Below are 15,557 nucleotides of genomic sequence, written 5' to 3'. Positions count from 1 at the left end.
TTTCAATAAGTCTATTTTATAATTATAGATTATCATATACAACTATATATGCTTTGATGTACTAGTAATTAACTCTTGCTTAGATACATTTAAAGTTACATCTCCTAATTCCAATTTATTAGGTGTAAAATCATCTTCTCGACGTTCTTTTGAACGCAGCCGTGCTAGCAATTCCTTAAGTGAAAACGGCTTAGTCAAATAATCATCAGCACCACTATCAAGTCCAGTTACTCGGTCATCAACCTCGGCCTTAGCGGTCAACATTAAAATATAAGTCTTGTCGCCACTCTCACGGATCTTTTTCAAAGCAGTAATTCCATCCATGACTGGCATCATGATATCTAACATAATTACGTCATAAGAATTTTCTTTAGCATGTTCTACTGCCTTTAGTCCATTGTCTACTGGATCAACATCATAACCAGCATGTTCCATGGCAACGGTTAAAACACGCAATAGCTGTGGTTCATCTTCTGCTACTAAAATCTTCATTAATTACTAATCCTCTTCCCTAATTAATTGTCGAATCGTCTGCATTGATACATCACAAGAAGCTAATTCATCTGCTACTCTTTTTAATTCTTCGCCAATCATCTCAGGATTCTTAATCTTGTGCTTGTATTTCATTTCATGTTCTAGACTTGCCCAAGTATCCATGGCGATAGTTCTTAGCTGCACTTCAACAAAATAATGACCCGGTATATTACCGTCAACATCCTCATAGGGTATAGTCATATCAAGAATCATATGATATGAACGATAACCGTTCGGTTTAGCATTAGTAATATAATCTTTTTCCTGATAGACACTGACATTATCCCATTGTTTAATAAAGTCAATGCAAGTATAAATATCATCAATAAAATTGCAAACTACACGGAGACCAACACTATCACGGTTAACACGCAAAGCTGATTGTGGCGTCAATGGTAAATTTTTTCTTTGGCATTTACCTTCCATACTAGCTTCACTTTTTACCCGACCACGTAAATGTTCATAAAGTCGTTCGCCGTGTTCTTTTTCATAATTTTTATTTAACTGCTCAAACTGCGCCATCATTTGGCCAAGCAATTTATCTAAAGTTGGGGCGTATTTCCCGTAAATATTCAACATTTATCCCTTCTTCCCTCTTTAAGCATAACAAGATTATTTGATTTTTATTTGAATAAAGCTAATTTATTTTGTGATAAGTTGTTAGTAACCAAAATAAGCAACCTATACTCAAATTGAGCAGGATTGCTTATTTATATTGCTATTATTTATTTTTGGTCTAGAGGGAAAAGATTAAAATTTAATTTCTTTGCCGTTAACTACAACTTGATAAGTTAAATCTTTTAAATTAGCCTTTAATTCTGCTTGGCTAGTTTGCTCTTTATTTTTACGAATAATTTGGATTTCATTTTCATTTGGAGTAGAAATTTCAATTGAACCATCAAGATCGAAGGCAGGTTCAGTATTTCTAAAAGTAAATAATTTTAAGAGTGAACTAACTACCGGACGTTTAACCTCTTCAGCTACTTCTTGGCGACTATAATAATGTCGATTAATGTTGCGTCCTTCCTTAGTTTTTTCTAGTAATTCAAGATCATTCTTGCCAGCCAGCATCCCCACGTAATAAACTTGCGGGATCCCTGGCGCAAAGACTTGCAATAACCGTGCCATGAAGTATTTCTGATCATCATCGCCTAAAGCAGAGTAAAAAGTAGTATTAATTTGGTAGATATCAAGATTATGGTATTCAGCACTAGAATACTTCTTCTTTACATTAGCACCAACTTGATAGAGCTCTTGACTGGTATAATTGATTTCTTCAGGAGAGAGAATATCACGGGCATCAACTACACCTATTCCGTCATGTGTATCCAAAGTCGTAAACTGTTTCATTGGACACTTTTTCAGCCAAGCTGCCAAGCGATTGCTTTTACCAGAATATATTGAGTACAAAGTAACCATTGGCAAAGCAAAATCATAGATAAAGTAATCATGTTTAGCAATCTTGAACGGCATTGAATAGTGTTCATGAATTTCTGGTAAAATTGTTGCACCTTCATCGGCAATATCATCTTGTACTTGCTTAAGCAAATCCCAGATTTCTGGTTCTACGAAGAAATCATTACTATCTAGCTTTTTGACAGCATAAGCAAAGGCATCCAATCGAATAATATCGGCTCCGTGATGAATTAGGCTAACTAAGGTCTCTTTAATAAATTTTTGTGTTACTCGCTTACGCACATCAAGATCAATTTGTTCCGGACCAAAAGTATTCCAAAGTTTTTCTTTCGTTCCATCGGCAAAAGTAATTTCTTGATATGGGGCACGATCTTTTCTTTTATAGATTAAGTCCACATCTTCTTTGGTCGGACGACCTTTTGGCCAGAATTTATCCCAGCTTAAGAATAAATCTGCATAAGGACTTTGGTCTTTATTCTTTTGGAAATCTTCATAATACTTGGAATGGCGCGAAATATGATTAATCATAAAGTCAAACATTAAGTAATATTCTTCGCCTAACTTCTCAACGTCTGACCAATCGCCAAATTTAGGATCTACTGTCGTGTAGTCAGTTGGAGCAAAGCCGCGATCACCAGTTGATGGGAAAAACGGCAACAAGTGAATGCCACCAACTGCGCCTTTTAATTCCTCATGTAAAACTTCATTTAATTCTTTTAGATTCTTACCTAAACTATCAGGGTAAGTAATCAACATTACTTTGTTTTTAATTGCCATTACAAACTTCCTCAGTTAATTGCTTTAAAGTGATACTGATAAGCCATGAAATCGCCGTGTTCAACCGGATCATAAATTCCCAGGTTCATCAATTCGTCACCGCCATATACTTGGTGGGTTACCTGATCTTCATACTGTTTATTTGGATCAAGACCAACTAATTTAGTCTTAGTGAAGTATGGCTGTGCACTGGCCATGACCTTAACTGTTGATAAAATTACTTCGTTTTTATCAGCTGAAACAGTTTCCCATGCACATTGGTTGCCTTCTTGCGCATTTTTCAAGCGATAAAAAGTACCATATTGAGTAACTGCTCTAATTTTCTTATATTCAGCTACTTGCTCAGCAACAGCCTTTTGATCTGATTCGCTTAATTTAGTTAAATCAAGCTCGTAACCTAAATCCCCCCACATTGCGACAATACCACGCGTCTTAAACGGCGTAATCCGGCCATTTTGCTCATTAGGACTAACCGAAACATGTGAAGTCATCATTGATTGTGGATAGACTAAACTAGTGCCATATTGAATGCTTAAGCGATCAATTGCATCACTATCATCACTAGCCCAGATTTGTGGGTTGTAATAGGCCATGCCTGCATCAAAACGCCCACCACCACCTGAGCAGCCTTCAATTAGGAGGTCAGGATAACGATCAACAATTTTTTCAAGTAAATTATATAGACCTAATACATAACGGTGATAGACTTCGCCTTGTCGATCTGCTGGCAAATCAGCTTGGTAAATATCAGACAAGTGGCGATTCATATCCCACTTAATGTAGTCAATCTTGCCTGAGTCAAGAATTGCTTTCATTTGGTCAAAAATATTATTACGTACTTCTGCTCGGCCTAAATCAAGCAAGTATTGGTTACGAGCTGGACTTGGTGTTCTTCCAGGAACATGCATCAAATAATCGGGATGCTTTTGATACAAATTAGAATCAATTGAGATCATCTCTGGTTCAAACCACAAACCAAACTTAAGCCCTTGCTGATGAACGTAATTGGCAAAGTGATCTAGGCCATGAGGGAATTTTTTCTTAAAGACCTGCCAATCGCCCAAGGAAGAATTATCATCATCGCGATGGCCAAACCAACCATCATCAAGCACAAACATCTCAATGCCTAATTCCTTAGCCTTATCAACAATTGGCTTTAACTTATCTTCATCAAAATCGAAGTAAGTTGCTTCCCAGTTATTCACCACAATTGGCCGAACCTGATCTTTGTATTTGCTTCGCATAATGCGATCATGAATGATACTATGGAAAGCTTGGCTCATCTTATTCAAACCTTGATCTGAATAAATCATTAATACTTCAGGTGTTTGGAAACTCTCTTGCGCATTTAGCATCCAGCTAAAGTTGTAATCATTAATGCCAACAACAATCCTGGTTTGCGCATACGGATCTTTTTCTACTTCAAACTTGTGATTGCCAGAGTAAACAAAGGCGAAACCATATGCATCCCCAGCAAACTCATTTGTATCTTGATCAACTAAAGCAACAAATGGATTCATTTGGTGACTTGAAGTGCCGCGAATGCTGGAATAAACATGAATTCCTTGATTAACCTTGTTTCGTTCAACCCGTCTTTCATGCGCATGGGCACCTGGCAGTGTAATCATGTCAAAGTCACGATCTACGAAATCCATTTGCATCGAAGCTACTTTTTCAATTTTTACCGTTTCCTTGCCAGCATTTCTAACTTTAGTCGAACGCACAATTACCGAACGATCACGATAAATTGTATAAAGCAAGTCAAATCTCAGCTCACTAAACTTATCTTTTAAAGTAATGATTAAAGTTTCAGCTTCATCCTTATTCTTTGCCCATGCATGAGGCAAACCTTTTAGTTCAGGCTTTCCTGGCACAATTTGATAATTTTCATAGGTTAAAAATACTGCATTAGAACCGTCTGGTTGGCGCACAATCATTGCTGGCGTTCTAAAGTCCATTTCGCCTGCACTACTGTATTCTTGTGGCAAAGAATCTTTTGAAAAAGTACGATCTAATGATCCGGGTAAATTACCCGAAAAGCCTCGATCAAGTCGTGGGTACCGCAATTCACCATGATATGCTTTGATACTTTTACCGAAATACAAGTGACTTAGTGTGCCACCATCTTCAATTGAAATCAGATATGAAATTTGGTCATTATGCAAATGAAAAACTTTATTTTTTTCATCAAATGTAATTAAGTTTTTAGTCATTACTTAACCTCAGTTCTCAACTGCTACTTCAGTTTCAGGATCAAAGAAGTGCGCCTTATTCATTTCAAAGCCCATCTTTACCATATTGCCAGGCTTAGCATAGTCTCTCTGGTCTACCTTCGATACCAATTCAGTATTACCAACTTTAGTATAAAGCTGAGTTTCAGCACCTAACAATTCTGAAACTACCACTTTAGCTTCAACAACATTGTCTGGATAGGTTTCTAAAAATACTTGCTCAGTATGAACATCTTCTGGACGTATACCAAAGATCAACTCTTTTCCGTCATATCCTTTTTCTTTTAATGCCTTTAACTTACCTTCTGGAACTGGAATTTCAAAGTCATGATTATCTTTATCAATGATCTTGCCATCCTTTAAAATTACATGGAAGAAGTTCATAGCAGGCGAACCGATAAAACCAGCAACAAAGACATTAGCTGGTTTGTTATATACTTCAAGTGGACTACCAACTTGTTGTTGCTTACCATCCTTAATAATGACAATTCTATCAGCTAAGGTCATAGCTTCAGTTTGATCGTGAGTTACATAAATAGTAGTTGTCTTCAATTGTTGGTGTAGTTTAGCAATCTCGGCACGCATTGTTACACGAAGCTTAGCATCCAAGTTTGACAAAGGTTCGTCCATTAAAAAGATTGGAGCATCCCGCACAATCGCACGTCCCAAAGCAACACGCTGACGTTGACCACCAGAAAGTGCTGATGGCTTACGCTTTAAGTAATCTGTCAAGCCCAAGATCTTTGCAGCACGTTGTACTCGCTTATCAATATCTTCCTTGCTATACTTACGCAACTTCAAACCAAAGGCCATGTTGTCATAAACAGACATGTGAGGATACAAAGCATAGTTCTGGAATACCATTGCAATGTCACGGTTCTTTGGAGCAACATCGTTCATAACTTTACCACCAATTTTCAAAGTACCCTTTGAAATATCCTCTAGTCCAGCAATCATTCTTAAAGTAGTTGATTTACCACACCCAGATGGCCCAACAAAAACGATAAATTCATCGTCTTTAATATGTAAATTAAAGTCCGTTACTGAATACTTATCATTACCATCATACTTTTTATATACGTGATCTAAATCTACCTTAACCATTGTTAAAACCTCGTCTCTATTCTTAACTACTTCACAGCACCGTTACTCATACCGGCAATAATATTCTTTTGGAAAATTAAGTAAACAATTGTAATTGTGATGATACCTACTACATATGAAGCAAAACTTGGACCGTAATCGTTGAAATACTGGCCTGTATAGTTGTATTGGAACAATGGCAATGTCCACATCTTTGAATCTTTGTTCAAGATTAACAGTGGAAGCATAAAGTCATTCCAGAACCACATTGCATTAATGATTAATGTTGTTGCATGCATTGGTTTTAATAATGGGAAGATAATCTTGAAATATGCGGTAATCTTATTAGCACCGTCAATTTCTGCTGCTTCATCCAAACTTTCAGGAACACTCTGTTTGATATAGCTTACATAAAGGAACAATGTTTGTGGAACTGCATAAGTTAAATACAGAATAATCAAGCCCCACATATTAGCTAAGCCAATCTTACTCATCATGACAGTAATTGGAATCATAATTACTTGGAATGGTACGAAGATACCAATGATTAGCAAGATATACATCCAATTAAAGGCTGTATGTTTTGACATATTTCTAGCAATAGAGTAAGCAGCCATTGGGACGAAAATCATTACTAAGACAATTGATAAAACCGTAATGACAATTGAGTTCCAGAAGTAACCCATTACTCCATCCGAAAACAATCTTTGAAAGTTAGCTGTTGTCCATGGATTTGGCCAAGCAAAGAAATGATTCATAATTTGCTTAGTTGTCTTAAATGAACTTAAAAATGTATAGAGCAATGGAATTAAAATCAGAATTCCACCGACAATCAGTAAAGCATAGTCCCAAAACTTCTTTGATTTATTTTCTTTTTCCATTTTGATACTCCTCTTTAATCAACGGCATACTTGTTAGAAATCTTAATTTGAATGAATGAAACAATAGCAATTAAGATGAACAAGACAATGGCAATCGCATTGGCGTAACCAAATGAGTTATTGTTAAACGCATAGTTATAAACCAGCAAACCAAGTGAAGTAGTTGAGTTGTTAGGACCACCCGCAGTCATTGCAAAGATTTGATCGAAGGCTGTCAAACCTGACTTTAATGCCAAAATAAAGACCATTGAAATACTTGGTAACATGTATGGCAATTCAATGTTCCAGAAGATTTGACGACTATTAGCACCGTCCATCTCCGCAGCTTCTTTAATTTCATCGGGAATACTTTGTAAACCCGCTAAAAAGATAATGATTGGCATTGCCACACCTTGCCAAAGCAAAACGAAAATAGTTGCAATTACCGCACCAGTATTAGTACCTAATAAACTTGTTTGAAGCCATTCAATATGAAGTGCATTACCAATTGCTGGCAAACCGTAATTGAATACTTGCTTAAAAATCAAAGCAACTGTCAAACCTGACAATACAGCTGGGAAGAAGAACCAGGCTCTAAAGAATGTTTGACCCTTGATCTTTGAGTTTAATGCTCTAGCTACTAAAATACCTATTACAATTTCACCAATAATCAATGAAATAGTTAGAATTGCAGTAAAATCAATGGATTTAGCAAAGTTTTGATCCATCAACAATAATTTATAGTTATTAATTCCTACAAACTTGTAGTTATAAGTCAAACCAGTCCAATTAGTAAAACTGTAAAAAGCACCTTGAAATAGTGGAAAATAGAAGAAAATTGCTTGTAAAATCAATGGAATGATTAAAAACAACCAACCCCAATGTTTTTCAATAAAACTTTTTGATTTCATTTTTTAATCCTCCTAGTTAGAAGCCTTCATTGGATTGAAGAAGGTGTTCATATCATTTACCATTTGTTGCTTATTACCAGTCATCAGGTAACTAGCCGTCAAATTGAAGAAATCATTCTCACTAGTCCAGTCTTGTGCTAACCAAACCATATCGTGTTTAGTGAAAGCCAAAGTAGACAAGCCTCCCAATTGAGAATTAATTCCCTTTTGCTTTACACCTTTAACGGCTACAGGACTTCCGTCAACGTTATAGTACTTTTGCATTGCAGCAGGTGTTGTCATATATGCTACAAACTTTTCTGCTGCCTTTTTGTGCTTACTCTTTGATGAAATAGACAAAGCTAAGTCGCCTGAACCAACTGTCATTTCATGACCAGCCTTTGCTGCTGGAAAAGCAAATGTTCTAACCTTAAATTTTGGCTTTTGTTGATTGATCATAGGTAATGCCCATGAACCGTTTGGCATAATCAAGCTTTTACCATTAGCAAATGAAACAACAGCATCGTTGTAACTAGCACCACGCCAATTTTGTTGTGCATTTTCACGAAGTAAGTTCAATCTAGTAAAATCTTTTTGAATATAAGGATTGTTTACTTTAATGCCGTTAGGCGCTGAGAACCTAAGTAATTGGTTAGCTTGCTTAGCACCACCTGTAACAGTAGCTAAAGATAATTGGTGATATCCGTTTAAAGTCCAAGGTTCAGTACCAGCTACAGCAAATGGTGCCTTGCCACTAGCCTTGATTTTTTTAACAATTTGTTCAAATTCAGCCCAAGTCTTAGGAGCTTTAATTCCTAATCTCTTAAATTCAGTTGCATTATAGAAGAAACCGTAAACGTTGGCACTAAGTGGTGCGTTGTAAATCTTACCGTTAATTTTAAAAGAATCAGCATAGTGATTTTTAATGTTTTTAATATATGAAGCATGAGTCATATCTTCAAAATAACCTGCTTTTGCCCATTCCTGAAAATCAATATTTTGTGGGTAAATATTAATTACATCAGGAACATCTCCTGAAAGCATTCTTGTTTTCAAAACCGTACCTGCATTAGGAACGTCAACTTCTTTGACATGAATATCAGGATTTTTCTTTTCAAAGTCTTTGATAATTTCTTTCAAAGTTGCTGACATTTCTTTTTTCTGGTTAAAGTACTCAATTGTCACTTTTTTACCAGAATTGCTGCTTTTATTTTGACCACAAGCTGTCAAACTTAAAGCCATCGTAGCGACTAAGCTAATTAAAGCCATTCTTTTTAGCCACTTTTTCATAAATCTTCACTCCTCTTGATCAAATATTGCTCTCCTTTAAGTAAGCGCTATCATGTTTACAATTACATCATACACTTCTATTTACAGTTTTCAATGGATTTACATAAATTTACACATTTAAATAAGTCAAAATACTATGATATAGAATTTTAAATGTGTAATATTTACATAAGGAAGTGAAAAAATATGGTAGTTACTATTAAAGATATAGCTAAAGAAGCAAACGTTTCGATAGCAACAGTTTCAAGATATATTAATCAAAATGGATATGTAGGTATTGAATCTGCTCTTAAGGTTAAAGAAGCAATAAAAAAATTAGGCTACAAAACAAAAAATACAGTCAATACTACATCTAAATTAAATTTAATTGAGGTTGATTTTCCAAAAATCAATAATCCTTTTTATTCTGAATTATTTGAATATTTAGCCTTTTATTTGCAAGACAAAGGATATGATTCCATTCTTCATTTGGATCATTATCAATCTCAAGATATCAATTATTATTTAGAACGTTTTAAGCGAAAAGAAATTGCTGGATTGATTACCAGCTCTCCTATTAAGATTCCTAAAAAAGGACTAAAAATAAAGTTTCCTATTGTTAGCTTTGACCGTAAAATTAGTCCTCAAATTCCGACTGTTCAATCTAACAACTACGATGCAGGCATGCAAATTGCACAATCTGTTTTAAAGCAAAAGAAAAATAGAATTATTATTATTGCTGGGGCTAAAGAAGATTATTATCCGATAAGTGATCGAATCAAAGGAATGATTCGTGTATTTAATACTTTTAATGCTAAATTTGATCTTCGTTCTCTCAGTGCAAGTGATTCAATTATTGCTAAAAAAATCGCCATTCTTCAATTTTTAAAGAATAAAAATTATGATGCGATATGTTGTACCGATGATATTACAGCGTTATTAGCCAAAGAATGTGCGGATTACTTAAAAAAAGACACTTTAATCACTGGTTTTGATGGCACTCACTTAATTCAAAATCTTTTTCCAAATTTAATTAGCGCTCGGCAACATACAAAAGAAATTGCTGAATTAATGAGTGATTTACTCTTACGCCAAATTAATGACCCATCCGCTTCATTAGAAAGTGTTTATACGCTACCTGTTAGTTTAATAAATCAAAATTAAAATCAAAAAAACGCTAGAATGTAGCGATATAATAATCATTACATTCCAGCGTCTTTTTATAACATCTTATGCTTTTTCATTCTTTGTTCGAAAATCCCGTTAATCAACTCTGTCATTTGTTGTTTTTCTTCTGCGGTTGGTTCACCATCTTCAAAAGCCTTGTATAAATCAGGATGTTCTCTAGCGATTAACTTGCAAGTGCCTTCAACAGCATGCTTGCGAAAAATTTTTGGAATCTTGTTTAGATATTCTTCCTTGACTAAAGCAATAATCTTTTCGTTTGTCATCATTTTTACTATACCTTTCAGTTGATTTCTAAATATTTTAAATATTAATATGGATTTACTTGTAAAATCAAATCATAATATCCAAAGAAGGAAACATCCCTACCACTTCATTCAGTAAGGATGTTCTCCATATTTTTATTCAAACTTCCAATCAACAGTCCGCTTAAATTTTTCACCAGGTAAAAGCGTGATGCGTCCCAAATCATCACCTTCTGCTGGCGGCACTTGAGCTTCAAACGTAATCCCACAATATGGACCAAAGTCAGCTGTATACTTGCCGGTGTGGTCAAAGCCATTACCAGTGTACAGAATCAGAGATGGCGCATTAGTCGTGACCGTTAACTTGTGCTTGCCTGAAGTCAGAACTGCACCCGGCTGATTACCGTTCAAGATAAATGGATGATCCATTCCATCGCGGTTCTTAATTTGCGGATCATCAGCTTCCAATGCATCCCCAACTCGCTTCTTCTTTCTAAAATCGAATGCTGTTCCATCAACTTTTTCCATACCACGATCAGGCAAGCCAGTCTCATCAACTGGAATATAATAATCAGCATTCATTTGCAGTTGCAAGTCATTAATCATTTTCTTTTCACCTAATGTGAAGAAAGTATGGTTAACCGGATTAAAAATAGTCAGCTTATCACTCATGGCACCCAATGAATAATGCAGAATATTGTTATTATCTAACTCATAACGAGCGTGTAATTTTAAATTACCAGGATAATCATTATGCCCATCTGGATCAAAAAGTGTTAAATCAACACGAGCACCTTTTTCATTACAACTAGGTCTAAAATTCCAAATTTCAGTATCAGTCCCAATACCACCATGAATGTGGTTAGGCCCTTCATTGATTGGTAATTGATGTAATTCTAAGCCGTGCCGCCATAAACCTCGTCTCACTCTTCCGGCAATACGTCCAACCGTACCGCCTAGATAATTACGCTCCTTGTCGTAATCTTCTGGCTTATCCAGTGACAAAATCATATTCTCACCATCAAGCAACACCTTTTCCAATGTAGCACCATAGTTCAATACCTTAACTACCATACCGTGATCATTCTCTAGTGTGATTTCACAAAGATCTTTATTATCTTTTCTGCCATATTTTCTAAAACTTGTCTTCATACTCTTGCCCTTCTTTTGTATTCGCTTTCATAAATATTATAAATTATTTAACCATCAGAATATATGAGTTACCGCTAACAAAAAAACGAGATCCAACAGATCTCGTTTTACACATTGATGAGTTAAATCTGCTTAGTTAAAGCGGTAATGAACTTATCCCAGCCTTCATCGCCATCTGCATTATTCTTGAAAACACCAGCATCTTGCAATACTTGTTCAAAGACTTCAACTAAAGCTTGCTGCATCACAGCGTCAACATTCTCGGCAGTAATATTCTGCTCTGCTTTAATTTGATCGGCCCATTCTTTGTGGCTAATAGCCATCTTATTATCTTGGCCCAACCAGTATTTTTTAACTTCTTCAAGTTCACTCTTTAACCGACCTGGCAAAATAGCACGGCCCATTACTTCGATCAAGCCAATATTTTCCTTTTTAATATGCCACAATTCTTTATGTGGGTGGAAAATACCTAACGGATAATTTTCACTAGTGTTGTTGTCACGCAAAACTAGATCAAGTACGAAGTTCTTGCCTTCACGGTGCATAATTGGAGTCACAGTATGATGACGTGTTTTACCATCAAAAGCCTTAATTTGACGAGCAGAATCTGAATAATGATCCCAGAAATTAATAATTTTAGCGCCCAATTCAATCAAACCTAACGAATTATCGCTAATCAAGCGCAAGTCGCTCATTGGCCAATCAACAATGCCAGCAACCACTTCAGGATAATCATCAAAGACTACATTTTTCTTAATCTTAGCTTTCATCATTGGAAAAGTATGACGTCCGCCTTGATAGTGTTCATGTGCTAACATTGACCCACCAACAATTGGCAAGTCAGCATTTGAACCAACAAAATAATGTGGTAACGTCTTTTCAATTTCAACCAAATTAATCAAAGTTTGTTGGTTGATGACCATTGGAATATGCTTTTGATCTAAGAAAATACAATGTTCATTGAAGTAAGCATATGGTGAATACTGAAATCCCCAAGGGCGGCCACCAATATTCATGCGAATAATTCTCAAATTTGAACGAGCATTTTTGCCATATCCACCAAGGTAACCCTCGTTTTCTAGACAAAGTGCACATTGAGGATATTTCTTACCAGTTGCATGAGCTGCTGCCGCAATTGCCTTAGGATCCTTTTCCGGTTTAGACAAATTAATTGTAATTTCTAAGCCATGTTCTTTAGAGCTGGTCCCTGAGAATACAACATTCTTGGCAATTGCTTCCTTTTTGACATAATTGTTGTTTTCGCAAAGTTTATAAAACCAATCTGTTGCTTTTTCAGGTGATTTTTGCATTTTTTGCCAAAAGATGCCATTAGTTTTAGATGGTGTTGGCGTTATCAAGTCGTATAGTTGATCATTCAAAACTTCACGTGAAGTAACATCATCCGAAATCTTTTTATTTTGCACGGCTAAATCAACTAATTGCTTAACTGAAGTTTGTTCATCATTAGCTTCAACGCTACTTGCCTCATCGCCAACTAAAGCGCGAATTTTGTTAATCACATATACGCGATCGAGCGGCTCATACGCTCCACTATTAATAACTTCATCCGCAAATTTTTCAATAACTTTCATACTTATCCTCTTGTCTGATTAAATTCTCTTAGTTCCATCAACAATTTCCGCATCATAGAAGCTAGCATCGTAACCGACCTTGTCGCGGTAAATCTTGCCAACATTTTTCTTAAATGCCTCAGCTTGGTCTTTCTTGACGATTGCAATGGCACTACCACCGAAGCCACCGCCAATCATTCTTGCACCCAAGACGCCAGGTTGAGCCCATGAAGCTTCAGCTAAAGTATCTAGTTCTTGACCAGTTACTTCATAATTGTAATGAAGTGAAACGTGTGAAGCATCAATCAAACGTCCCAATTTTTCCAAATCTCCATCTTGCATGGCCTTTGTTGCCCGCAAAGTTCTTTGGTTTTCACTAACAGCATGACGAGCACGCTTAATTTCAGTTTCATTATTAATCAGGTAAGCATATTCATCAAAAGTATCATTATCAAGCTCACCTAAAGTCTTAATATCTAACTTAGCCTGCAACTTCTTCACTGCATCATGACATTCACGAACACGATCATTGTAAGCAGAATCGGCTAAGGTATGTGGCTTGTTAGTTGCCATAATAATAATTTCGTAATCGCCTAAAGCGAGTGGCTTATACTCATAATCTAATGTATTGCAATCGAGGAAGATAGCACTATCTTTTTTACCCATAATGCAGGCAAATTGATCCATAATCCCTGAATTCAAGCCAACAAATTCATTCTCTGTTCTTTGACCCATCTTGGCTAAAGCAATCCGGTCAACATCTAAGTTAAATTCATCCTTTAAAATGATGCCCATTAGCATTTCAATGGCAGCACTTGATGATAGCCCTGAACCTGATGGTAAATTGGCTTTGATATAAAGATTAAAACCATGATCAATGTTGTCATATTTTTCACGTAAGTACGTAATCATGCCCTTGAAGTAGTTAGCCCAAAAGCGATCATCTTTCTCAACAGTTGTGTCGTCAATATCGAATTCCACGATATCGCCATCAACATTGCCAGAAAACAAGCAAACTTTTTTATCCTCTCTTGGGCCGTAAACACCATAAACACCCAAACTAATTGCAGCTGGGAAAACATGACCACCATTGTAGTCAGTGTGTTCACCGATCACGTTGATTCGACCAGGTGAGAAAAAGACATCCTTACCTTTTTCACCAAAAGTTGTCTCATATTCTTTAAGTAATTCTTCCTTATTCATTGTTTTTACCTCAAATTCGTTCTGTAATCGTTTTCAATTATTAGTATATCTCTTCAGTTTCTTTTAGTAAATAGTTTACTCAAATAAATAAAATATTTATTCGAAATCTAACTTTATTTTCCTAGAAATACTTTTATTGTCCTATAACTACTATTCAAATATAATAAATATAAGAATAAATCCTATGAACGGTCGGCTCATGGTTAATCTGATATTTCACTAGGATGTAAGGGCCAAACAGGTGGCAGACACCAGAATAAACCGACCATGATGAGTTCGTATATAAACGTGAACTTATTTTTTAACATAATTACAAAAAAGCATCATTTAACAATTTCTCTGTTGAATGATGCTCTTTTAATTCTAATTATTTAACCAACACTTGCACATCCCAAGCCTTCATTTGTTTATGAGCTGGCTGATTAGTCAAAATATCCTGATACCCAGCAAATTTTTCTGGCAATTCACGTTCATCATTACTCATATTCAAAACGAAGTATAATTCCTTGCCATCTTTAGTAATTCGCTTCGTCACTTCAAGCTGATTGCCAGCGGCCACTAACGATTCAATGTCAGCAGCCAAGACAATATGATTGAACAATTGAGTTAAACCAGCATGATCCAGTTTAGTACCAACATACCAAGCTTTACCTTGACCATATTGATTTTCAGTAATGGCGGCAGTGCCTTGATAAAATTCATTAGCATATTTCGCCAACACTTTAGCAGTTTCAGGGTGAATCAAGTCGCAGACTAAACCAGCTTCATAATTCTGATCCTTTAATGAAACATAAGTCTTGTGACCTGGCACTACTGCGTCGCTTTCTTCAACCCAAATGCCAGTAACATCCTTCAGCGGACCAGGATAGCCGCCCAGATAAACATTGTCGCTTTCATTAACCATGCCCGACATGTAGCTGGTAACGAAATCACCACCATTTTTAACATAAGCATTGATCTTGTCAGCCAAGCCAGTTTTCACCATGTATAAAACCGGGGCAACCACTAAGTCATATTGACTGAAGTCATCATCAACGCTAATTACATCAGTTGGAATATTTCGTTCATAAAACTGGCGATAATAATGGTTCAGTATAAATTCTTGTGTAAATAGAAATTAGATAACAAAAAAAGAAGGGTT

At 36.0% G+C, this 15,557-nt stretch carries 12 protein-coding genes and 2 pseudogenes; 1 reads left to right on the top strand and 13 read right to left on the bottom strand.

Features of this window, described 5'->3' with window-relative positions; genetic code table 11:
• Window positions 1–54: 54 nt before the first annotated feature.
• From CP366_RS07690 to CP366_RS07655, 8 genes and pseudogenes are all read right to left on the bottom strand, one after another.
• Window positions 55–492 (bottom strand): annotated as a pseudogene (locus tag CP366_RS07690) (response regulator transcription factor); the annotation flags it as partial.
• A 6-nt stretch (window positions 493–498) separates the two neighbouring features.
• Complete coding sequence (locus CP366_RS07685) at window positions 499–1,110, bottom strand: GTP pyrophosphokinase family protein (RefSeq protein WP_179210804.1); 612 nt, start codon at window positions 1,108–1,110, stop codon at window positions 499–501.
• Window positions 1,111–1,284: 174 nt separating this feature from the next.
• Complete coding sequence (gene gtfA / locus CP366_RS07680; protein ID WP_089148082.1) at window positions 1,285–2,727, bottom strand: sucrose phosphorylase; 1,443 nt, start codon at window positions 2,725–2,727, stop codon at window positions 1,285–1,287.
• A gap of 11 nt (window positions 2,728–2,738) precedes the next feature.
• On the bottom strand, window positions 2,739–4,940 hold the full coding sequence (locus CP366_RS07675; RefSeq protein WP_089148083.1) for an alpha-galactosidase: 2,202 nt from the start codon (window positions 4,938–4,940) through the stop codon (window positions 2,739–2,741).
• A 9-nt stretch (window positions 4,941–4,949) separates the two neighbouring features.
• Complete coding sequence (locus CP366_RS07670) at window positions 4,950–6,062, bottom strand: ABC transporter ATP-binding protein (protein ID WP_005719533.1); 1,113 nt, start codon at window positions 6,060–6,062, stop codon at window positions 4,950–4,952.
• A gap of 26 nt (window positions 6,063–6,088) precedes the next feature.
• Window positions 6,089–6,922, bottom strand: a complete 834-nt coding sequence (locus CP366_RS07665; protein WP_023488656.1) for a carbohydrate ABC transporter permease — start codon at window positions 6,920–6,922, stop codon at window positions 6,089–6,091.
• 14 nt (window positions 6,923–6,936) lie between these two features.
• The gene (locus tag CP366_RS07660) at window positions 6,937–7,812 is read right to left on the bottom strand and encodes a carbohydrate ABC transporter permease (RefSeq protein WP_089148084.1); all 876 of its coding nucleotides are present in this window, start codon (window positions 7,810–7,812) and stop codon (window positions 6,937–6,939) included.
• 12 nt (window positions 7,813–7,824) lie between these two features.
• Window positions 7,825–9,081, bottom strand: a complete 1,257-nt coding sequence (locus tag CP366_RS07655) for an extracellular solute-binding protein (RefSeq protein ID WP_035443690.1) — start codon at window positions 9,079–9,081, stop codon at window positions 7,825–7,827.
• Window positions 9,082–9,267: 186 nt separating this feature from the next.
• Between CP366_RS07655 and CP366_RS07650 the strand changes: the two genes are divergently transcribed.
• Window positions 9,268–10,224: a LacI family DNA-binding transcriptional regulator gene (locus tag CP366_RS07650; protein ID WP_089147411.1), complete on the top strand. Its 957-nt coding sequence runs from the start codon at window positions 9,268–9,270 to the stop codon at window positions 10,222–10,224.
• Window positions 10,225–10,280: 56 nt separating this feature from the next.
• Here the strand turns inward: CP366_RS07650 and CP366_RS07645 are convergent, their stop codons facing one another.
• From CP366_RS07645 to CP366_RS07625, 5 genes and pseudogenes are all read right to left on the bottom strand, one after another.
• Complete coding sequence (locus CP366_RS07645) at window positions 10,281–10,514, bottom strand: hypothetical protein (RefSeq protein ID WP_005719540.1); 234 nt, start codon at window positions 10,512–10,514, stop codon at window positions 10,281–10,283.
• A 132-nt stretch (window positions 10,515–10,646) separates the two neighbouring features.
• Window positions 10,647–11,642: an aldose epimerase family protein gene (locus CP366_RS07640; protein ID WP_089148085.1), complete on the bottom strand. Its 996-nt coding sequence runs from the start codon at window positions 11,640–11,642 to the stop codon at window positions 10,647–10,649.
• A 122-nt stretch (window positions 11,643–11,764) separates the two neighbouring features.
• Entirely contained in the window at window positions 11,765–13,234 is a 1,470-nt protein-coding gene (locus CP366_RS07635) for a UDP-glucose--hexose-1-phosphate uridylyltransferase (RefSeq protein ID WP_089143255.1), read from the bottom strand.
• Between the two features lie 18 nt (window positions 13,235–13,252).
• Window positions 13,253–14,416 (bottom strand): galactokinase, encoded by a 1,164-nt coding sequence (locus CP366_RS07630; RefSeq protein WP_089145407.1) that lies wholly within the window; start codon window positions 14,414–14,416, stop codon window positions 13,253–13,255.
• A gap of 367 nt (window positions 14,417–14,783) precedes the next feature.
• Window positions 14,784–15,500, bottom strand: a pseudogene (locus CP366_RS07625) (beta-galactosidase trimerization domain-containing protein); the annotation flags it as partial.
• Window positions 15,501–15,557: the final 57 nt, after the last annotated feature.

This window comes from Lactobacillus sp. UMNPBX15 (assembly GCF_002553785.1).
GTDB classification, from domain to species: Bacteria; Bacillota; Bacilli; order Lactobacillales; family Lactobacillaceae; genus Lactobacillus; species Lactobacillus crispatus.
This window is presented reverse-complemented; position numbering and strand designations above follow the sequence as displayed.